Source organism: Cesiribacter andamanensis AMV16, assembly GCF_000348925.1.
GTDB lineage: Bacteria > Bacteroidota > Bacteroidia > Cytophagales > Cyclobacteriaceae > Cesiribacter > Cesiribacter andamanensis.
On record NZ_AODQ01000015.1, the window covers coordinates 18,530 to 38,874 of the forward strand.

General features: G+C 53.8%; 17 protein-coding genes. 11 read left to right on the top strand and 6 right to left on the bottom strand.

The annotated features are described in order from the left end of the window. Nucleotides 1-11: 11 nt before the first annotated feature. Together pbpC and ADICEAN_RS04505 are read left to right on the top strand one after the other, a co-directional pair. The gene (gene pbpC / locus ADICEAN_RS04500) at nucleotides 12-2,381 is read left to right on the top strand and encodes a penicillin-binding protein 1C (protein ID WP_009194344.1); all 2,370 of its coding nucleotides are present in this window, start codon (nucleotides 12-14) and stop codon (nucleotides 2,379-2,381) included. An 813-nt stretch (nucleotides 2,382-3,194) separates the two neighbouring features. Continuing rightward, nucleotides 3,195-4,316, top strand: a complete 1,122-nt coding sequence (locus ADICEAN_RS04505; RefSeq protein ID WP_009194346.1) for an outer membrane beta-barrel protein — start codon at nucleotides 3,195-3,197, stop codon at nucleotides 4,314-4,316. A 514-nt stretch (nucleotides 4,317-4,830) separates the two neighbouring features. On the opposite strand, the gene ADICEAN_RS04510 is transcribed toward ADICEAN_RS04505, so the two are convergent. Beyond that, nucleotides 4,831-6,165, bottom strand: coding sequence for an amidohydrolase (locus ADICEAN_RS04510; RefSeq protein ID WP_009194347.1), 1,335 nt, complete (start codon nucleotides 6,163-6,165; stop codon nucleotides 4,831-4,833). A gap of 302 nt (nucleotides 6,166-6,467) precedes the next feature. Between ADICEAN_RS04510 and ADICEAN_RS04515 the strand changes: the two genes are divergently transcribed. The 5 genes from ADICEAN_RS04515 (at nucleotide 6,468) to ADICEAN_RS04535 (ending at nucleotide 11,991) form a co-directional block, all read left to right on the top strand. After that, complete coding sequence (locus tag ADICEAN_RS04515) at nucleotides 6,468-7,355, top strand: OmpA family protein (RefSeq protein ID WP_201766015.1); 888 nt, start codon at nucleotides 6,468-6,470, stop codon at nucleotides 7,353-7,355. 12 nt (nucleotides 7,356-7,367) lie between these two features. Then, the gene (locus ADICEAN_RS04520) at nucleotides 7,368-8,240 is read left to right on the top strand and encodes a hypothetical protein (RefSeq protein ID WP_009194349.1); all 873 of its coding nucleotides are present in this window, start codon (nucleotides 7,368-7,370) and stop codon (nucleotides 8,238-8,240) included. Nucleotides 8,241-8,450: 210 nt separating this feature from the next. Continuing rightward, complete coding sequence (locus ADICEAN_RS04525) at nucleotides 8,451-9,146, top strand: response regulator transcription factor (protein ID WP_009194350.1); 696 nt, start codon at nucleotides 8,451-8,453, stop codon at nucleotides 9,144-9,146. Nucleotide 9,147: 1 nt separating this feature from the next. Continuing rightward, nucleotides 9,148-10,518, top strand: coding sequence for a sensor histidine kinase (locus ADICEAN_RS04530; RefSeq protein ID WP_009194351.1), 1,371 nt, complete (start codon nucleotides 9,148-9,150; stop codon nucleotides 10,516-10,518). A 387-nt stretch (nucleotides 10,519-10,905) separates the two neighbouring features. Continuing rightward, entirely contained in the window at nucleotides 10,906-11,991 is a 1,086-nt protein-coding gene (locus ADICEAN_RS04535) for a zinc metalloprotease (RefSeq protein ID WP_009194352.1), read from the top strand. Nucleotides 11,992-12,160: 169 nt separating this feature from the next. Here the strand turns inward: ADICEAN_RS04535 and ADICEAN_RS04540 are convergent, their stop codons facing one another. The 3 genes from ADICEAN_RS04540 to ADICEAN_RS04550 all read right to left on the bottom strand — a co-directional run bounded on the left by ADICEAN_RS04540 (nucleotide 12,161) and on the right by ADICEAN_RS04550 (nucleotide 15,531). Next, nucleotides 12,161-13,954: an SLC13 family permease gene (locus ADICEAN_RS04540; protein WP_009194353.1), complete on the bottom strand. Its 1,794-nt coding sequence runs from the start codon at nucleotides 13,952-13,954 to the stop codon at nucleotides 12,161-12,163. Nucleotides 13,955-14,015: 61 nt separating this feature from the next. Continuing rightward, on the bottom strand, nucleotides 14,016-14,468 hold the full coding sequence (locus ADICEAN_RS04545) for an RrF2 family transcriptional regulator (RefSeq protein WP_009194354.1): 453 nt from the start codon (nucleotides 14,466-14,468) through the stop codon (nucleotides 14,016-14,018). 190 nt (nucleotides 14,469-14,658) lie between these two features. Then, nucleotides 14,659-15,531: an SDR family oxidoreductase gene (locus ADICEAN_RS04550; RefSeq protein ID WP_009194355.1), complete on the bottom strand. Its 873-nt coding sequence runs from the start codon at nucleotides 15,529-15,531 to the stop codon at nucleotides 14,659-14,661. Between the two features lie 114 nt (nucleotides 15,532-15,645). Here ADICEAN_RS04550 and ADICEAN_RS04555 point away from each other — a divergent pair, with 114 nt between their 5' ends. Together ADICEAN_RS04555 and ADICEAN_RS04560 are read left to right on the top strand one after the other, a co-directional pair. Then, nucleotides 15,646-16,596 (top strand): OmpA/MotB family protein, encoded by a 951-nt coding sequence (locus ADICEAN_RS04555; RefSeq protein ID WP_009194356.1) that lies wholly within the window; start codon nucleotides 15,646-15,648, stop codon nucleotides 16,594-16,596. 214 nt (nucleotides 16,597-16,810) lie between these two features. Beyond that, complete coding sequence (locus ADICEAN_RS04560; protein WP_009194357.1) at nucleotides 16,811-17,239, top strand: hypothetical protein; 429 nt, start codon at nucleotides 16,811-16,813, stop codon at nucleotides 17,237-17,239. On the opposite strand, the gene ADICEAN_RS04565 is transcribed toward ADICEAN_RS04560, so the two are convergent. Then, nucleotides 17,211-18,272 carry a Gfo/Idh/MocA family oxidoreductase gene (locus ADICEAN_RS04565; protein ID WP_009194358.1) on the bottom strand — a complete coding sequence of 354 codons (1,062 nt, stop codon included), beginning with the start codon at nucleotides 18,270-18,272 and terminating at the stop codon, nucleotides 17,211-17,213. The genes ADICEAN_RS04560 and ADICEAN_RS04565 overlap by 29 nt on opposite strands. A gap of 233 nt (nucleotides 18,273-18,505) precedes the next feature. On the opposite strand from ADICEAN_RS04565, the gene ADICEAN_RS04570 reads away from it, so the two are divergent. Further along, a complete protein-coding gene (locus ADICEAN_RS04570) occupies nucleotides 18,506-19,177 on the top strand; it encodes an OmpA family protein (RefSeq protein WP_009194359.1) in 672 nt (223 codons plus the stop codon). A 367-nt stretch (nucleotides 19,178-19,544) separates the two neighbouring features. On the opposite strand, the gene ADICEAN_RS04580 is transcribed toward ADICEAN_RS04570, so the two are convergent. Then, nucleotides 19,545-20,042: a pyridoxamine 5'-phosphate oxidase family protein gene (locus ADICEAN_RS04580; RefSeq protein ID WP_236612865.1), complete on the bottom strand. Its 498-nt coding sequence runs from the start codon at nucleotides 20,040-20,042 to the stop codon at nucleotides 19,545-19,547. A 110-nt stretch (nucleotides 20,043-20,152) separates the two neighbouring features. On the opposite strand from ADICEAN_RS04580, the gene ADICEAN_RS21705 reads away from it, so the two are divergent. After that, entirely contained in the window at nucleotides 20,153-20,320 is a 168-nt protein-coding gene (locus ADICEAN_RS21705; protein WP_009194361.1) for a tryptophan-rich sensory protein, read from the top strand. The last annotated feature ends 25 nt before the right edge of the window (nucleotides 20,321-20,345 follow it).

Below are 20,345 nucleotides of genomic sequence, written 5' to 3' on the forward strand. Positions count from 1 at the left end.
GTAACAATAACATGCCCCTTACCCTTTACCCTTGGACCAAGCGCTTCCGCTGGAAGTACCTGCTGGGGATAGCCTTGCTGGGGGGTGGGCTGTTTTTTGCTACTCCTCTTTCCCTCTTTCGGGTACCCTATGCCACGGTTATCACCGATGCAGAAGGCAGCCTGCTGGGAGCACAGATTGCCCCGGACGGCCAGTGGCGTTTTCCGGCAGCTGCAGCAGTACCGGATAAGTTTGAACGTGCACTGCTCACCTTTGAGGACCGGCACTTTTACCAGCACCCGGGTTTCAACCCCCTGGCCATGGCCAAAGCCCTGCGGGATAATCTCCGGGCCGGAAAAGTAGTGCGCGGGGGCAGTACCATCAGCATGCAGGTAATACGGCTGGTCCGGCAGGGGCAGCCGCGCACCCTGGGAGAAAAGCTACTGGAACTGCTGCTGGCCATAAAACTGGAGCTGCACTACTCCAAGGCCGAAATTCTGCAGCTCTACGCTACCCACGCTCCCTTTGGTGGTAATACGGTGGGCCTGCAGACGGCCTGCTGGCGCTACTATCAGCGTCCGGCCGAGGCCCTCTCCTGGGCCGAAGCAGCCACCCTGGCGGTACTGCCCAATGCGCCCGCCCTGATCTTTCCGGGCAAAAATCAGCAGCTGCTGCTCCAGAAACGCAACCGCCTGCTGGGCAGCTTGCTTGAGCAGGGTGCTCTGGACAGTACCACTTACCAGCTGGCCCTGGCCGAACCCCTGCCGGGTACTCCCCATCCCTTTCCCGCAAGCGCCCGCCATCTGCTGCTGCGCCTGCTGAAAGAAGGCCGGCAGGGCCGCCTCACCCAAACCACCCTGCAGGCGCCCCTGCAGGAGCAGCTGGTAGCCCTGGCGGACCGCCACCAATACCGCCTGTCGGGCAACCAGGTGCACAATGCCGCCCTGCTGGTGCTGGAAACGGGCACCGGCAATGTCCTGGCCTATGTGGGCAATACCAGCACCGGGACTGATCTGGAACGGGGGGCCGAGGTAGATGTGATTGCCGCCCCCCGCAGCACAGGCAGTATCCTCAAACCCTTTCTCTATGCCGCCGCCCTGCACGAAGGCAGCCTCCTGCCCGGCATGCTGCTGCCCGATGTACCCTTTTACCAAAGAGGATTCAACCCCCAGAATTTTAACAAAAGCTTTGAAGGAGCGGTGCCGGCCAACCGGGCCCTGGCCCGCTCTCTGAATATTCCCTATGTGTACCTGCTGCAGGAATATGGGGTAGAGCGTTTCCACCACCTGCTGAAGCAGGCAGGCATGACCACCCTGAAGCAGGGCCCCGGCCATTATGGGCTGGCACTGATACTGGGCGGGGCCGAAGGCACCCTTTGGGACATTACCGGCATGTATGCCTCCATGGGCCGCAGCCTGCAGCATTTTGAAGGCTACCGGCAGCAGTACGATCCGGCCGACTACCACCCTCCTACCTACCTGCAGCAGGCACAAGTACCTCCCCAGCTACAGTACAGTACCCCCCTGAACGCAGCGGCGCTCTGGCATACGCTTGAAGCCCTAACGGAGGTAAACCGCCCGGAAACGGAAGGGGCCTGGAAACAGTTTTCTTCCTCCCGCCGCATTGCCTGGAAAACCGGCACCTCCTTTGGCTTTCGCGATGGCTGGGCCATAGGGCTTACACCTGAATATACCGTAGGCGTGTGGGTAGGCAATGCCAGCGGCGAAGGACGACCGGGCCTGACCGGCATTGAGGCGGCCGCCCCCCTGCTCTTTGATGTGTTTTCCATGCTGCCCCCCACCAGCTGGTTTACCGAACCAGGCGGGGAGCTTGAAAAGAGCTGGATCTGCCGGCAAAGCGGCCATAAAGCAACCGAGCTCTGCCCTGATAAACAAGTACAGGCCATTCCCCCTTTAGGGTTGCAGTCACCCCCCTGCCCCTACCACCAGCTGGTGCACCTGGATGCCAGTGGGCAGTACCGCGTAAACAGCCAGTGCGAGTCCATAGCGCGCATGCAGCACCAGCCCTGGTTTGTGCTGCCGCCGGTGATGGAGTGGTTCTACAAAAGCCGCAATGCGCACTATGCCACCCTCCCCCCTTATAAGCCTGGCTGCGAGGCCCATAGCCAGCATAGCATGCAGCTGATCTATCCGGCTAAAGCCTCAAAGATTGTGGTGCCCCGGGAGCTTGACGGCGCCACCGGACGCACTGTATTTGAGGTGGCGCACCGTCAGCCAGGGGTTACGCTTTACTGGCACCTGGACCAGCACTATCTGGGCAGCACTACCAGCCCTCATCAGATGGCGCTACACCCCTCCGATGGCCCCCATTTGCTCGTGGTTACGGACGAGCTGGGCGAACGCCTGGAGCACCGCTTTGAGGTACTGGCAGGAGTTCGGTAAGGCCGAGTCATAAAAAAGGCTGCCTGAGGCAGTACTATAGTGCTGAAAATGGATAAAATAGCATAGCCCGATTCCGCAGATAAACCAGGGCGTACGTTCCAGCCCTTCCTACTAAAATATCCAGCCAGATGCTGTAGCCTAATTGTCTGCAGGCTTAAGCATGTTGCGCTCATTCTTAACGGGTCCGCTCTCCAATAGAGCGTGGTTCGATCAATTGGTTCTGACATGCAATGGGGTGCCCTTTCTATACACTGCTTCTCAAAAACAGGGTACATTTAAAATTTCAGGGAAGGTAAATTGGAAATAAAAAGAGCTCTGTATGCCTTCATCAGCTTTTTTTCCCTGCGGTGTCACTGGTACTCAGCAAGGGGGGGAGCGCCTTCCGGAGCGGAGTGTGTGGCCACTCAGTGAGGCCCATCCCGTGGCAATCTGGTTTGCTGCCAACAGCTCGTCAGAAGCTTACCTACGGGCAATCCATAGCGCTCCATCAAAAAATCTGTCGATTGTCTCCCTCTATGCGTCCAACATCGCCAACTTTTTCTAGGAGCATAGGGGCTATCCGCTCCCAGTCAACATCACTGATTTCATAGCGGCTCATGAATCGCTTTGGTAAAGCCAAAGGAGGAGGAATGGCGCACATTCCTCAGAGGCAATGCCCTTTTCAACTGGCTACTACTTAGAATAAAGTGGGGGATAATAGATAGCATTCTACAATATATGTATCATCTTAGTGCATCTGTTCAATAAGCTAAAAGCTGCATTTTCAATTAAACTGCCTCAGCAAGCAGTTTTAAGCACCTTGCTTGGCTAGTCATGGCTCATTATCAATTCAAGACTACCCCCCTGCTTCTACTACTTTTTCTTCTACTTGGCCATTCATCTTACAGCCAAAGGGATAGCACCCGCCACCAGTTGACCCTTTCGGGATATACAGATGTGTATGTGGCTGCATTTTCAGACTCCTTAGGCCCTAATGCGCTGCAGGCGTTTACAACTGTATCGCCCCGGGATGAGCGCTTTGGTTTAAACGTAGCCCAAATCAGTGCAGATTATCAATCTGAAAGGGTCAGAGGCAGGCTCACCCTGCACTGGGGGGATATTGCTCAAGCAACCTGGTCGGAGGAATTCAGGGCAGTACAGGAAGCACACCTAGGCTTGCTGCTGGCTAAAGACTTATGGCTTGATGGTGGCTTTTTTCACACCCATATCGGCACCGAAAGCTTTCTGCCTAAAAACAACCTGCTTTCTTCTACGGCTGTAGCCACCTACAACGAACCCTTCTTTCAAAGCGGAGCCCGGCTATCGTATGAGGGGAGCAAACGATGGGATGTTGCCCTTTGGATAGTGAGCGGATATAACTTATATCTTGATGTGAACGATGCCAAGTCTGTAGGACTTCTCCTGTCTTACAGGCTTAGTGAGCGAACGGACCTTACCTACACCAACCTTTTTGGGCGGGAGTCGCTGGATGGGGTTCAACCCAGGCAGTACCGTAGCTATCAAAACATGTATCTGACAAGCGGTCTGGGAAGTAGAATTAGGTTGATTGTGGGAGGAGATTTTGGAAGTCAAAGCCATAGCAAAGGCACTGCATTATCGCAGACAGCGCTGATGTACAATGCGCTGGCAACGATCCGCTATCAGCTACGCCCAAGCTATTCCCTTACTACCCGAGCAGAAGTTTTTCAGGATCGGGCAGGCTTTATTTCCGGCCTGCTCCCAAGCACAAACGGCAGGCCTGAGGGGCTGCAGTTGATGGGTGTAACGCTGGGTGGCGAGTACATTCCGCAGCCGGGCGCCTACCTGCGTGCAGAGATCCGGTATTTGAGAACGGCTGATCATCAACCAATCTTCTATACCGATGGGCCCACCTCCCAGCGCTGGGAGGCAATGATTACCATGGGCTATACTTTTGAAAAGCTAGTCCGTTGGTAGGGCATTACCAGGCTGTGTTTATAGGGTAGTAGTTGAAGAACCATGGATGAGGCTACAGGGTCAAATGCCAGGTAGCTATCATCCATTTTATCCTATCTGGGTAGTTTGACTGTAGTTTTCATACGGTTAAGGAACCGTTCTACCTTATCTCTGTCTTCATATACACTTTTACACAGTGGCGAAAGCCCTGATATACCCCATTCAGTTGCCCTGCCAAACTGGTAAATCCTCCCAGGGAGTTTCCCTCGGGCAATCCACGGTACGCTAATTTTAGAACTGTAGAGTGTCTGCTACTTTACGTCCTACTTCCCTTTCTCTCTCAGGGAGCATAGGTGCTATCTGCTCCCTATCTACGTACCTAGATGTAGAGCGTCTGAAGAACGGGTTTTTAGAAAACTTAAAACCCTCTAAATCATGTAAATCATGCTATTCGCAAGCAACCTCAGCTGCACAACCCAGTGATCAACCATCTTAAGATTCAGGATGATGCATGTCTGCGTGGGGGTGCATTGGTTTAGCGCCTTCCTTTCCCTTCCATATAATCCAGGGTGAGCCCCGTAAGGGTTTTAACCCCCAGGCTCAGGCCACTATCATCAATGTAAAAATCAGGGGTATGGTGAGGGGCTACCTCCGATGGCTGCTTGCCCTTTTCCATTCCCCCCACAAAGAGGTAGAGGCCTGGAATCTTTTCCTGAAAGAAGGCAAAGTCTTCGGCACCCAGTACCGCATCTGTAAGCACCACCTGCTGCTTTCCGGCTATGTGCTCCAGGGTGGGCAGCATGCGGCTGGTCAGGGCAGGATCGTTGTAGGTGATGGGGGTCATGGGTACAAACACCACCTCGGCTGTGGCGCCGGCACTCTCGGCTATTTTGGTGGCCGTGCGGCGTATGCGCGCATGGATATCTTCCCGCATCTTGGGGTCCAGCGTACGTACCGTTCCCTCCATCTGTACTTCTTCGGGAATAATGTTATTGCGCACCCCTCCATGAATCTGCCCTACGGTAACCACCGCTGCTTCTTTGGTGAGCTCGGTCTGCCGGCTGATGATGGTCTGCAGGCCGTTGATGATCTGGGCCGATACCACAATGGGGTCGGTGCCATTCCAGGGATAGGCGCCATGGGTCTGGCTTCCTTTTACCGTTATGCGCATAATGTCGGCCGCCGCCATGGTACCGCCTGGCTTGTACTTAAGTGTGCCTACCGGGGTCTGGGAGTTGATGTGCAGCCCAAAGATCACCTCAGGAGCCGGGGCTTTGGTGATCACCCCTTCCTTTACCATCAGCGAGGCACCGCCTTCTTCTCCGGCTGGAGCTCCTTCTTCGGCGGGCTGAAAGATGAACTTTACCGTTCCCTTCAGCTCGGCCTTCATGCTCACCAGTACCTCGGCGGCGCCCAACAGCATGGCAATGTGGGTATCATGCCCGCAGGCATGCATCACCCCTACTTCCTGCCCGTTGTACTCCCCCTTCTCCTTGGAAGCAAAAGGCAGGCTACTGCGCTCGGTTACCGGCAGGGCATCTATATCGGCCCGAAGGGCAACTACCGGCCCGGGCTTGCCACCCCTGAGAATACCGATTACCCCGGTTTTGGCTACGCCGGTCTCCACCTCTATGCCCAGGGCTTTTAACTGCTCGGCAATTCGGGCAGCCGTATTTACCTCCCTGTTGCTGAGCTCAGGATACTGATGAAAGTGGCGGCGGTTCTCGATCACCTTGGCGTTGATTTTATCGGCCATCTGGTTGGCCCGGGCAATGAGCTTGCTATGCTGGGCCAGCAGCGGAAGGGTGCTGCCGCCCAGCAGAAGGGCTACGGTCAACAGGCTTTTGAGTAGGGTATGGGGAGTGAGCATGGGTAAATGTAGATTCGATCTGAAAGGGGTAAATTAAGAAAAAGCGGAGAGCAAACCAGCAGCCTGAAAACAGTTAGCGAACGATTAGTATATAACTTATTAGCGAAAAATAGCATTTTTCAAATACAAGCGATATCAACGAGTGTTCTGCCATTCGTATTATATCTTAGCGATAATTTTTAAAAGCCCTATTTTTCCAATTTAATTCTAATTTAATTCGGCTTTAACGCCTCTTTAAGAATAGGATTTAATCTTTGTATCATAAACAAAGCGCTCCTATGCTTTTCTCCCCCTCACTCCGCTTGTATACCCCCCTTCTGCTGGCTGCATGCCTTTTGCTTGGCACCTCCTGTGCCAGTCTTAGGGATTCGCTGGCCTCCAAGCGGTATAAACAGACCGTAGCCGAACGCGATGGCCTGCTGGCCGACAAAGCCCTGTTACAGGCCGATACCGCCCGCCGAGGCAGCCAGTTCAGAACGCTTAGCACTGAGCACCGGCAGCTGCAAAACCGCTACAGCAAGCTGGACCAGCAGTTCCTGAACCTGAACCAGGACTACCAGGCCCTGATGAGCTCCAGCACCTCCAAGGCCGACCAGCTCAATACGGCCCTACGCCAAAAGCAGCAGGAACTGGACCGCAAAGAAGGCCTGCTGAAGGAGCGGGAGAAAGCACTGGCCGACATGCAGCTGAAGATGCAGCGCCAGGATTCGGTCACCAATGCCCTGAACAATCTGGTAAAAGGTGCCCTGCTTGGCTTTAAGGCCGATGAGCTATCTGTAGAGCAACGCAACGGTAAGGTATATGTCTCCATGTCGGATAAGCTGCTGTTCCAATCCGGCAGTGCGGCAGTAGAAAGCAAGGGCCAGGACGCCCTCAAGAAGCTGGGCGATGTGCTGGCCAAGCATCCTGACATAGACATTCTGGTAGAGGGACATACCGATAATGTACCCATTAAAACGGCCCTCTACAAAGACAACTGGGACCTGAGCGTAGCACGGGCAACCTCCATTGTACGCCTGCTAAGCAGCACCATAGCCCCCACCCGCATTACGGCCTCGGGTAAGGGCGAGTACTTTCCCATGGCGGCCAACGATACGGCAGAAGGCAAGGCCCGAAACCGCCGCACCGAAATTATCCTGTCTCCTAAACTGGACGACCTCTTCAAGCTTATTCAAAAATCTTCCTTATAAACTCACAGTAACATGATAGCAGAAAACAAAATCAAAGCAGTGGCAGCAGGGGTTACTGTAACCCTTTTCGCCTCCCTCATCGGCACCGGCATTCTTTACAGGGACAATTCTCTGCTTAAAGAGGACTTTATGGCTGAAAAAGTGCGTACCGAAAGCCTTACCGCCGAGCGAAGCTCCCTGAAAAAAGAACTGGATGCCCTGCGCACCGATCTCTCAACCTATACCATTAAAAACGGCGAGCTGGACCTGGCCATCCGCAACGCACAGCAGCAGCTCAGCGAGCGCGAGGCCAGAATAGCGCAGCTCAGCAAGGAAAACGCCAGCATTGCCCAGCTGAAGAAAGAAAATGCCGCCATCCGCAAGATTCGCCAGGATCTGGTGAGCCAGCTGGAAGGCATGCGCAGCAGCAACAGCCAGCTACAGGCCGAAATTGCGGAACTGAACCGCACCATAGCCGCCCTTCGCAGAGAAAATGACAATCTGTATGCAAAGGCCCATGCCAAAACCAGCATGGCCTACAACTTCCGCACCGAGGTGGTGAAAAAACGCAAAGACAAGCTTACGGTACGGGCCAAACGAGCACACCTGGTGAAGATCAGCTTTGATATGAGCAATCCTTCCGAGCTCAGCGGCGAGCTATATGTAAAGGTGCGCTCTCCCAAATCGCAGGATGTTGCCGGTGATCTGGTAATACTGGAAAACAGTGTGCTGCAGCAGGATGTGCTTACGGCCAGCATAGACGGCGGCTGGTCTGCCCCCACCGACTACCGCCGGGTAAGCCTGAGCTTTGATCCGGCCGACAAGCTGGAGCAGGGTGTGTACCACATCATGGTCTACAGCGGCAACAACTACCTGGGCAGCAGCCAGTTTAGCCTGGCAAAGTAAGCCGCCCCCTGCATTGTTCTTCTCCTGCATATCCATACACATATCACACCTTTTCTCTTAGCAGAAGCAGCATCTTTATGAGATGCTTCTTCTTTTTTTATAGCCCCGGAGCCGTGCACAAAAGCGAATAATTTCTTAATCTTAAGGATAGATTACTGGTTTTCTGCGGAGTTCCGGCGCCTCTACCCCAAAACGCCAAGCAATATACCCATGCCTACTGTAAAAATCCTGATTGTTGAAGACGAGCCAAAAGTAGCCAATGCCATCCAGCAGGGCCTGCAGGAAAATGGCCTGAAAGCTGATGTGGCCTATGATGGCCTGGTAGGCAAAAAAATGGCCCTGAGCGGCGGCTACAGCCTGGTGATCCTGGACATTAACCTGCCCCACATCAATGGGTATGAGCTTTGCCAGATCATTCGGGCGCATGATCCGCGCATCCCTATCATTATGCTTACGGCCCTGGGCGGAGTAGATGACAAGATTCAGGCCTTTGGCACCGGCGCCGATGATTACCTGGTAAAACCCTTTGATTTCAGGGAGCTGATGGCCCGAATTCAGGTATTCCTGAAACGCTCCAGCACACCGGAAGAGACCACCAAATCAGGCAATATTTTGCGGGTGGGCGATCTGGAGATTGACGATAACAGCAAAACCGTAGTGCGGGGCGGACAGCAGATTACCCTTACGGCCAAAGAATTTGCCCTGCTGGTGTACCTGGTGCGCAACAAAGGGCGGGTGGTCTCCCGCTCGGACATTGCCGAGAAGATCTGGGACATTACCTTCGATACCGGCACCAATGTGATCGATGTGTATGTGAACTTTTTGCGCAAGAAGATCGACAAGAATTTTCCCACCAAGCTCATACATACCCGCCAGGGAATGGGGTATATGGTGAAAGAAGAATAACATGACCATCCGCACCCGCTTAACCTGGCAGTTCACCATTATCGTAACAGCCATTGTTCTTCTGTTTTCGGTCTTCATTTACGTTTTCTATGCCGAGTTCCGCCGGGAGGAGTACTACAGCCGGCTGGAGAAAAAGGCCCTTACCACCGCCCGCCTGCTCATAGAAGTAAAGGAGATTGATATGAACCTGCTCAGGATCATCGATAACAATGCCCTTAATGCCCTGCACAATGAGCGCATCATGATCTTTAACCTGAGCAATGACCTTATCTATGCTTCAACCGATGATCTGGACCCACTGCCGGTAAGCCCCGAACTGCTGGACCGGATCCGCAGGGAGAAGAACCTGGAGTGGATCCATAACACCAATGAAACCCTGGGCCTTACCTATGACGAAGGAGATACCCATTATGTGGTGATCGCCTCGGCCTTTGATATCTACGGACGCCGCAAACTGGTGAATCTGCGTTTTATTCTCCTGGCGGGTTCGCTGGTAAGTATTGTCATCGCCTTCCTGGCGGGCCGCCTGTTTTCAGGTCAGGCCCTGCGCCCCATTACCAACATCAACCGGGAGGTATCCCAAATTAGTGGCGACAACCTGGATACCCGGGTGAACACCGGCAACGGACAGGATGAGATTGCCCAGCTGGCCACCAACTTCAATAAGATGCTGGACCGCATTGCAGCTGCTTTTTCACTGCAGAAAAATTTTGTTCACAATGCCTCCCATGAGCTGCGCACGCCACTGGCATCCATTATCAGCCAGATACAGGTAAGCCTCTCTAAAGAGCGTAAGGAGGATGAATATAAATTCCTGCTGCAATCCGTACTGGAAGATGCCCAGAACCTGACCCGCCTCTCCAATGGTCTGCTGGAACTGGCCCAGGCCGAAGCCGATACCATGCGTACCCGCATGAATCCTGTTCGAATCGATGAGGTTTTGTTCAGCGCCCAGCGGGAAGCGCTCAGGTCTGATAGCAACCGCAGCATAGAGCTTACCTTTTCGGAGTTACCCGAGAATGAAGAGGCCCTGACGGTACTGGGCCACGAGCGGATGCTGCTTACGCTCTTTCAGAACCTGCTGGACAATGCCTGCAAGTTTTCAGATGACCATAAAGCAGCTGTATCCATAGCCTTTGCCAATGGCTTTGTAAAAGTGGCCGTAAGCGACAATGGTATAGGAATCTCTGAGGAGGAAGTAGGCAGGATCTTCGTTCCTTTTTTCCGCTCAGAACCAGCCCGCCAGTTCAAAGGCCACGGGCTTGGGCTCTCCATCTGCAAAAAAATTGCCGAGCTGCACGGGGGTAGCATTCAGGTTCAATCAACCTTAGGAAAAGGCAGTACCTTTCAGGTAAGCCTGCCCCATAACTAGGCTGCACGTCACTCCTTTCCTTGCTGCATATGGCAGGATTGACCATTTCCATACCGGAGATGGTCTTTTTTTGTCATCTACACGATTACCAACAACTCCTTTTTGGCCTGCTTCCCTACATCTGCGAAGGTCAGGCAGAAGATTTTTAATTTTTTATCAAGAGTGGGCTCACTGGTAATTATCCAGAATGCAATTTTTCATAAGTATTGACTATCAGACAACTGCACGCCAAAACAGGCAATCATCGTAAAATAAGTCAATTTTAAGTTGAACGTTCCATCCACAAGATGGACCTTTAAAAAGAACTTTTTATCTGAAAATAGTACACTTATAAAAAATACCCGTACCTTGTGGCCTGCATTATTATTGCAACTTATTATTCAATTAATGAAAAAGTATTCGCAGGTAGTACTGGCACTACTCCTCTTTCTGACCTGGTCTTGTGCCACTGATGAATTGAATACGGTACACCCCCAACAGCTGGATGGGACAGCGCTTGATCTTACTCATGCAGCCGGAGGCAACGGACAGGGCCATGCCTACGGGCTGCTGCGCACCTGCTCCTCAGCAGATGTACTGGAGCGGCAACTGCAGGAAAACCCCGGGCTAGTCCGTAAAATGGAACTGTTGGAGGCTGCCATCAGCGCAAAGGGTACCAGCAAGCCATCCAAGGGTGGCGGAAAGCCAGGCAGCGGCACCGATCCCGGAACAGGTGAAACCCCTCCTGCACCTGCCTATCAACAGATTACCATACCGGTGGTTGTACATGTGCTGTACAACACCCAGCTGCAGAACATCTCTGATGCCCAGATTTTTTCACAGATTGATGTACTGAATGCTGATTTTGGCGGCACCAATCCTGACCTCTCCCAACTGCCAGGCGCCTTCAGTGGCCTGCAGGGCACGGCCAACATCCATTTTGAGCTGGCCAATGACAGAATTTACCGCAAACAAAGCAGCCGCGAAAGCTGGGGCACCCGCGATGAAATGAAATACAGCTCCAAAGGGGGTATGGATGCTGTTGATCCCGAAACACACCTCAATATCTGGGTTTGCAGAATTGGCAGCAGCATACTGGGGTATGCGCAATTCCCCGGCGGAAATCCCAAAACGGATGGTGTTGTGATCGACCCTGACTTTTTTGGCACTACCGGAAGCGTCCAGTATCCCTTCAACCAGGGCCGTACCGCTACCCACGAAGTGGGACACTGGCTTAACCTGCGCCACATCTGGGGCGATGGCCGCTGCAATGCGGATGATTTTGTGGCCGACACCCCCCTCTCCGATCGCCCCAATTATGGCTGCCCTGCCTTCCCTACCGTGCACTGCAAAACCACGGACATGACCATGAACTTCATGGACTATACCGATGATGCCTGCATGTACATGTTCTCTCAGGGACAGGTAGACCGCATGCGCGCCGTACTGCAAACAACTGCCCGCTCAGGCTACATCAAGACTGAAGCAAACTGATCTGCTCAGAACATTATCAGAAGGCAACCCCCTTGGGGTTGCTTTTTTTTGCTCCCCGCACTACCCTGGCCTAATCAAGGGGCTTCGTATGACAGGAAAGGGGCACCCGCTCAGGCGTGGGGAGGTTTTCCTGGCGTTGCGTACCGCAGGGAGAGTGAGCGCCTACGCCTTAGAGGGGATAAAAGAAGGGGATCAGCAAACTGGCTATGAGCCAGAACATGAGGTTAAGCACTGCCCCAACCTTTAAGAAATCCTTAAACCGATATTGCCCGGCACTGTAAACCATGGCATTGGTCTGATAGCCCACAGGGGTCATAAAGGAAGCCGAGGCGGCAAAGGTTACGGCCATTAAAAAAGGCATGGGATGAACGCCCATGCTGGCCGCCGTTGCAATGGCAATGGGCGCTAAAAGTGCCGCCGTTGCGTTGTTTGACATGATTTCGGTTAGCAGTGAGGTAAGCAGGTAAAGCCCTGAAACAACTACCAGGGGCCCCCAGCTTCCCAACACACCCACCAGTGAATCTGCAATGAAGGAATCCAGTCCGCTGTTGGTCATGGCTGTACCCAGGCTGAGGGAGCCGGCCAGCAAAAACACGATCTTCCAGTTTATGGCCTCATAGACTTCTTTCATGGACATGACCCCCAAAAGCGCCAGCAGCACCACCGCTGTCAGGGTTCCCTCCATAATGGGTACCAGGTTGGTAGTAGCCAGAAGCACCACCAGCACAATAGCGCCCATTACAATCAGAAAACGCTTTTTATCAAAATCAACCAGGGGTTCTTCAGAAAGCAGCACAAAAGGAAAATGCTGCTCCTGCTGCAGGCGCTTCAGCTCCTCTACGTAGTGGCTTTTTACCTCGGCCAGAATCACATCGCCCGCCTTTAGAGGCATGTCGTACAGATGCTCGTGCAATACCTCCTCCCGGTGACGAATGGCCAGGGGCACCGCCCGGAAGCGCCGCCGAAAATCAAGTCCACGCAGCGCTTTGCCGTCCAGCTCCGAGTTGGCAGTGATCACCAGCTCCACCAGTGTTGATTTTTTCCCTTTGAGCGTATCGTCTCCAATACGTACGGCGGCCGTTACCAGTACCTTGGCCCGGTCCTTTAGCGCTTTGATCTTGTCAATATTGCACCGCACTTTCAGGATATCATGCGCCTCCAGCACAAAGTCGCCCGGAGGCAGGGTAAAGGTGCTGCCCTGCCGGCGGATCTCAATAATGTCCATCTCCAGTTCGGCCACCAGCTCGGAATTCATGATGCTGCTGCCAACCGAAGCCGCTTCGGGTAGCAATTCAATCTCTGTCAGGTAATTTCCCACATCAAACTGGGCTCGCAAATCGCGCTGCCGGTTAAGGTCGGGCAACATTTTAATTCCCCACAGGATCATGTAGAGCACGCCAACTCCCAGCAGCACCAGTCCCAGGGGCGCCAGGGCAAACATGGAGATAGGGGCCAGCCCCTCCTTTTCGGCAATGCCGCTGACCAGAATATTGGTAGAGGTGCCAATGAGGGTACAGCTTCCCCCCAAAATAGAGGCAAACGATAGAGGAATCAGCATTTTGGAGGGCGAATGGCCCGCCGCATAGGCAATCTGGATGATCACCGGTATAAAGACCGCTACAACAGGGGTATTATTTACAAAGGCCGATACCAGGGCCACCAGCAGCATCATCAGCACCATGCCACTGCGGAAGCTTTTGCGAAAAATGGCCGAAAGCCTGAAGGCTACCAATTGAAGCGCACCGGTTTTAAGCAGGGCCGCACTCAGCACAAACATAAAGGCTACCGTAAGGGTAGCCTTATTGCTGAACCCCTCAATGCCTTGCTCAGGTGTTATCACCCCAAAGAAAATAAGGGCCACCACCGCCAGCAGAGCCACCAGATCAATGGAGAGGGCCTCTGTGGCAAAAAGCACCACAGCGCCAAGCAATACAAACAGGGTGATCAGCGCATCGGCACTCATGAGCAGAAAATAGGGACAAATATAGGCTTAATCTATCAATCTGGTAGAGTAGTAGCTGTATTTAAAATTCTCCGGGCAAGGGCTGGTTGCGCAGCGCCTCCTCCCGCCGCATGATCTCAGATAGGGTAGCGTTCTTTAGCAGGCGTACCGTGGCCGCTCGCACTACGGAAAACACATCCCGGATGCCGCACAGGTGTTCATTGCGGCATTCTTCGCAGCGCTCATAATACCGGTGGGCCGTGCAGGGAAGCAGGGCAATGGGCCCGTCAAACAGGCGCATTACTTCGGCCATGCTAACCTCCTGAGGCGCCCTGATGAGAAAATACCCTCCCCCCTTGCCCTTTTTGCTGGCCAGAATCTGGGCGCGCTTCAGCTCCAGCAGAATAGCTTCCAGAAATTTCTGGGGTATGGATTCTGCCCTGGCAATCTCGCTGATGAGCACCGGCCCCTGTTCCCAGCGCCTTGCCAGGTACACCAGGGCGTTGATGGCATACTTTGTCTTTTTAGAAATCATGGGTGTGCGCCGATCTTCTTTGCCTTAAAAACCCACCTGCCTGGCCGCTGGCAGCAGTCGGCTGCTGCAAACTGACCCCTGCCCCCGCACAGGCCGGCCGGCCGCAGCAGCATGCGCAAACGCTCACCTTTCGGGGAATGATCGGTTGTGTATGCAGCTGCGGATAGGGGCTTAACCGGATGCAGGCATACTACTTTTTGGAACGCATCATCTCAAACATATCCCACATCTGGGGAGTAATGCGCTCCAGGTTGTTAAATTCACCTGCGCCCTTCAACCATTCACCCCCATCGATGGTCACTACCTCGCCATTGACGTAGGCGCTGAAATCACTCATCAGATAGGCCGCCAGGTTGGCCAGCTCCTGATGCTCGCCTACCCGGCCGAGGGGTACTCTGCGGGCCGGGTCAAACTTATCGGCCAGCTCGCCGGGCAGCAGCCGGCTCCAGGCGCCTTCGGTGGGAAAAGGTCCGGGTGCAATGGCATTGCTGCGAATCTTGTACTTGGCCCACTCTACGGCCAGGGAACGGGTAAGGGCCAGTACACCGGCTTTGGCACAGGCACTGGGCACTACATAGCCCGATCCGGTCCAGGCATAGGTGGTCACTATATTTAAAATGGTGCCGGGCTGCTGGCGATCTATCCAGTGTTTGCCCAGGGCCAGGGTAAACTGGGTGGTACCCTTGAGCACAATATCCAGTACGGTATTAAAGGCCCGGTGCGACAGGCGCTCAGTGGGGCTGATAAAATTGCCGGCAGCATTGTTGAGCAGGCCATCAATGGCCCCCCATTCGGCCGCTGTTCTTTCAATGACCTGCTCTATCTGGTCCCACTCCCGCACATCGCAGGCCAGGGGTAATACCTTCCCCCCCGTTTCGGCTTCCAGCTCGCCGGCGGTCTGCTCCAGCACCTCCAGTTTTCGGCTGGTGATCACCACCTTAGCTCCCAACTGTAAAAAGTAGCGGCTCATGGCGCGGCCCAGGCCGGTACCGCCGCCGGTTACAATCAGCACCTTGCCTTGCAGCGCATCGGGCCGTAGCATGCCCTCGGTATACTTGCTCATATGTAGCGTAAAAATTTGGTTGAAGCGGAAGATACATTATTTCCGGCAGCTATGCCCCAGCCGTGCAGCTGCCTGTTGCTTTTTTATGTAAATTGTCTGCCAAACTAAGCTGATATGTTCAAGAAAACGATTCCTCTTTACCTGCTTATGGCAGCCGCTGCAACAGGCTGCGTTTCTCAAAAAAAATACGATACCCTGCTGGCCGAAAAGGTGCGCCTGGAAGCCCTGCAAACCGAATGTGAAGAAAAGCTGGCCGTAGCCAACAGCGGCATACAGCGTCTGGAACAACAACGCAGCGAGCTGGAGGCCGAGCGCAGCAAGCTTCAGCAGGAGCTTGGCCAGACCAGCCAGGACCTGCAGGCGCGTCAGAAAGCTTATAAAGAACTGGAAGACTATTACAACAATCTGGTAAACACCAGCGGCAAGCTACAGGGCGACCTGAGCGAGCAGCAGAAACGCCTGATCAGCGCCCGCGAAGAACTGGAAGCTACCCGCCGCCGTAACGAAGAACTTGCCACCAACCTTCAGGAACGGGAACGCCGCGTAAACGAGCTGGAGAAGTTGATTGCTGAGAAGGAACGGGTAGTAAGCCAGCTGCGCCAGAAAGTGAGCGATGCCCTGCTGAACTTCAAGGAGAATGACCTTACGGTAGAAGTGCGCAACGGCAAAGTATATGTCTCGCTGGCCGAGCAGCTCCTCTTTAAATCCGGCAGTACGCAGGTAGACCCTAAGGGCCAAAAAGCACTGCAGCAGCTGGCCGGTGTGCTGAAGGACAGCCGCGACATCAACATTCTGGTAGAAGGCCATACCGATAATGTTCCCATGAATAAAGCCACCGCCTGCATATCCGATAACTGGGATCTTAGTGTACTACGCGCCACCTCCATTGTAAATATTCTGCAGAAAAGCGGGGTGGGCCCCGATAGGATCACCGCCGCCGGCCGGGGCGAATTTGTGCCTGTTACGGCTAATACCACGGCCGACGGACGCGCTAAAAACCGCCGCACCGAAATTATTCTGACACCCAAGCTGGATGAGCTCTTTCAGCTGCTGGAAAGCAACTAAAAGTATAAAGCGCCCGGATATCCCTCCGGGCGCTTTTTTGTGAAACAAAAAGGCATAAAAACAAGTATATACGAGCAAGTGGCACTCTTTTTGAGAAGGCAGCTCAGTTTTTCCCCGGCCAGCCGGCAGGGAAGGCTCCTCCCCCTCCTCTTGCGCTACAGGTCCACCCCTTCTTATTTACTTGAAGCAGATACTACGCTCTAATTACTCCGCTATGAAACCATCGCTGCTGCTGTCACTGCTTATTCTGTTTGCTTCTTTTGCCTGTTCTGACAAGGAAGTAGTTCCCAGTTTTCATGAAAAAAGAGCCCTTCTGGTAGACCAGAACTGGAAAGTAGGGCTGCTATCGATCGATGATGGAGCAGATGAGTCCGCCAACTACCAACGGCTCAGCCTGGATTTTGGCGAGCAGAATTCCCTGGTGGCTACCTCTACCAATGGCCAGAGCTTTTTCGGAACCTGGGCCTACACTCAGCTGGAAACCGGAAATGATCAGCTCAGGATTCAGTTTACCGGCAGCGATCTCCTGGACCGGCTCAACCGCAACTGGCAGATTGAAAGTTTTCAGAACAGCAAGATTGAGCTGCGCTCCGAAGGCCCCGGCCAGAGCGGGCTCAGCCGCCTGCAGCTGGTGAAGCAATAGGCAGTCTACGACCCTGCCGATCGCTCTCTTCGGCCAGTTCCAGTAGCTGTATCACCTGCAGCGCTTCCTGGGCAGGTACCGGATGCTGTTTTCCTTCCCGGATAGCGGCTGCTAGTAACTGATAAAAGATGCCGTAGTCGCCCGCCAGGCTGGGATAGCATCGCTCCTCTACACTCGCCCCATTATCTACTAGTAGCGTACCCCATTGGTCGGGCCGTTCACTTCCCCACTCCGCCCCTCCAGGCTGCAGGCCGGCCCGCAGCGCGGCTTCCTGCGGGTCCATTCCCCCTTTGGTATAACTTCCCTTTGTAGCCAGCAGGCTAAAACGAGGCCATGAGGCGCTTACAAGTGAGCCAGCCGCCAGCTGCACCTGCACCTGGGGGTAATACAGAAACAACTCAAAGGCATCCGGCGTACGGGCCGCTGTTCGCTCTGTTCTGATCTGGGCATAAAGCGCCTGAGGCGTGCCAAACAAGAGCAGGGCCTGATCCAGCAGATGGGGCGCCAGGTCCCAGAAAATACCGCTGCCTGGGGCCGGCTCTTCCTTCCACCCGGCTTTGATCTGGGGCCGAAAACGGTCAAAACGGGATAGCAGCTGCACCGGTCTGCCAAGTATCCCCTCTCGTACTACCTGCTGCAGCGTTAGGAAATCCGCATCCCAGCGGCGGTTATGGTACACACTTATCACCCGCTGCTTCGCCTCGGCCAGTGCAATCAGCGCTTCAGCCTCGCCGGAGCTAAGGGCAAAGGGTTTTTCCACTACTACATGAGCCCCCGCCTCCAGGGCCAGCCTGGCCTGGGGAGCATGCAGTGCGTTTGGCGAGCAGATAATGACCAGCTCCGGCCATAAGGCCTGCAGCGCCTCCTCCGGCCTACGGAAATGAGGGACCGTAGGAAAGGCCTCCCGCCCACTGTCTCCCCTGGGCTGTACCAGTCCCACCAGCTGGTACTGGGGGTTCTGTAGCAAAAAGGGCACATGAAATGCTCTGGCAGAAAGACCATAGCCAAGGAGAAGGGTGCGAATGGGTAGCATAGCTTGCAGAAAAATAACCAAAAGTTGTAGGGAGAACAGAAAAAATCACCCGCCAGTTAGCTGACCACCAGGCTATTTGCCGGCCGGTGCCGAATTAATTTCAGGGCAGTTGTGGGCATTTCTGAGCCAATTGAGCCTATTTTACCAACCATTTTGGGCTTGGCACGTTATACCAACTGGATTTGGCAAACTTTTTGACAATTAACTTCTTGAACCAAATTTAAACGACAATTATGAAAACTACTCGCATTTCAATAGTGATGTTGCTTTGCCTAAGCATGTTCGCCTTTTCGTGTAAGAACTGGAGCAAAACAGCTCAGGGCGCAGCCGCCGGTACCGCCGCCGGTGCTGCTGTAGGCGCCGGTGTAGGTACGCTGGCCGGAAATACAGCCAAAGGCGCCATTCTGGGTGCTGTAATCGGTGGTGCCGCTGGTACAGCCATAGGGGTGTACATGGACAAGCAGGCCAGAGAGCTGGAAGAAGACCTGCCAAACGCAACTGTAGAACGTGTAGGTGAGGGTATTCAGGTGACTTTTGAAAGTGGTATCCTGTTTGGGTTTGACTCTCACACCCTTACCCCTCAGGCCCAGCAAAATATCCGGGAGATGGCCGTTACGCTTAAGAAGTATCCTGACACCAACATCCTGATCGAAGGCCATACCGACTCACAGGGTAGCGATGAGTACAACCAGCGCCTGTCCGAACGCCGCGCTCAGGCCGTAGCCAACTATGCCATTGCACAGGGGGTAAACGGTAGCCGTATCTCAACCAAGGGATATGGTGAATCGCAACCTGTTGCTTCCAACGATACCGACGCCGGCCGTGCCGAAAACCGTCGGGTAGAAGTTGCGATCTTTGCAAATGAGCAGCTGCAGCAGAAAGCAAAAGAAGGGCAGCTCCGCTAGTCTTTCTTCACTGTAAACATATATAAACCGGCCCTGGTGCCGGTTTTTTTGTTTGCTTCCAACGCATCTGCCCAATCCTGTGTCTGTATAGTAGTGCTGGCACCCGCCAGCAATTGCTTTCCAAACTTCCCTGAACCAATCAACCGGTCCCGCACAAGGCCGGTTGTTTTCTTGTGTGGATGGGCAGAAGGTCTGTTTAGTGCAGAGCCTGCCCCAGGTACTCCATCGTTACAAGTACCTTCTGTCAGTGCTATCAGCAACTGGCTGTACCTGACTGTAAGTAGCCAGCCTAAAACCAAAAGCAGCCTGCTTTGGTCTGAAGCAGGCTGCTGAATGTTCCACACCCAGGTGCGGCAAGGCCTTGTGCTTACATCATGATCTTGCCATGCTCGCCGCCCTGGTACTGCTTGCCTTTCATAATGGCCTTGGCGATCTTAAAGATCTGCGTCATTTTATTGGCAGAGGTATTCCAGTATTCGGCAGAATGCGGGATCACCTTCAGCAGGGCCAGGTTGGGATCTTCCAGGCCGCGCGGGAACCAGGCCTGCAATACGGGGCTCCACAGCTTGGTGATCATGGCCCGGTCGGTTACCAGTTCGGCAGTGCCCGATAGCGAAATATAGGTTTGCTTGCTTACATCGGCATAGGCCAGGTTTACATGGTCAAAGCGGGAAACATCCTCCACTTTCTCGGTATGATCATCGGTATAGAACCAGATGGTACCGTCTGCATCAATCTGCCGGGTAGACATGGGGCGGCTTACAATATTGCCATCAGGCTCCAGGGTACTGAACATGCAGATTTCTATATCTTCAATTTTTTTGATAAGATCCTGTACGGACTTTGTTTGCATATAGCTTTCCATAAAAAATAAGGGGTTTAGATAAAACAATCCTCTTGATTTAACGCTGGCGTGCCGTTAATTGTTTTTTGGCTTTTCCCCAACAATATCGCCCACAAAGCGGTAGTGCCACTATGAAATCCCTCCTGATAAAGTGCGCAATGCCATCCTTATTTGCCTGGCTGCTTCGGCTGCACCGGGCAGCAGGCTGGTTGCTGGCCCCCTACCTGACTTGGGTCAGTTTTGCTACCCTGCTTACCCTCAGCATTCTACTGCTGAACCAGGCCGTACTGCTGCTCTAGCTATAAAAAAAACCAGCAGCGAGGC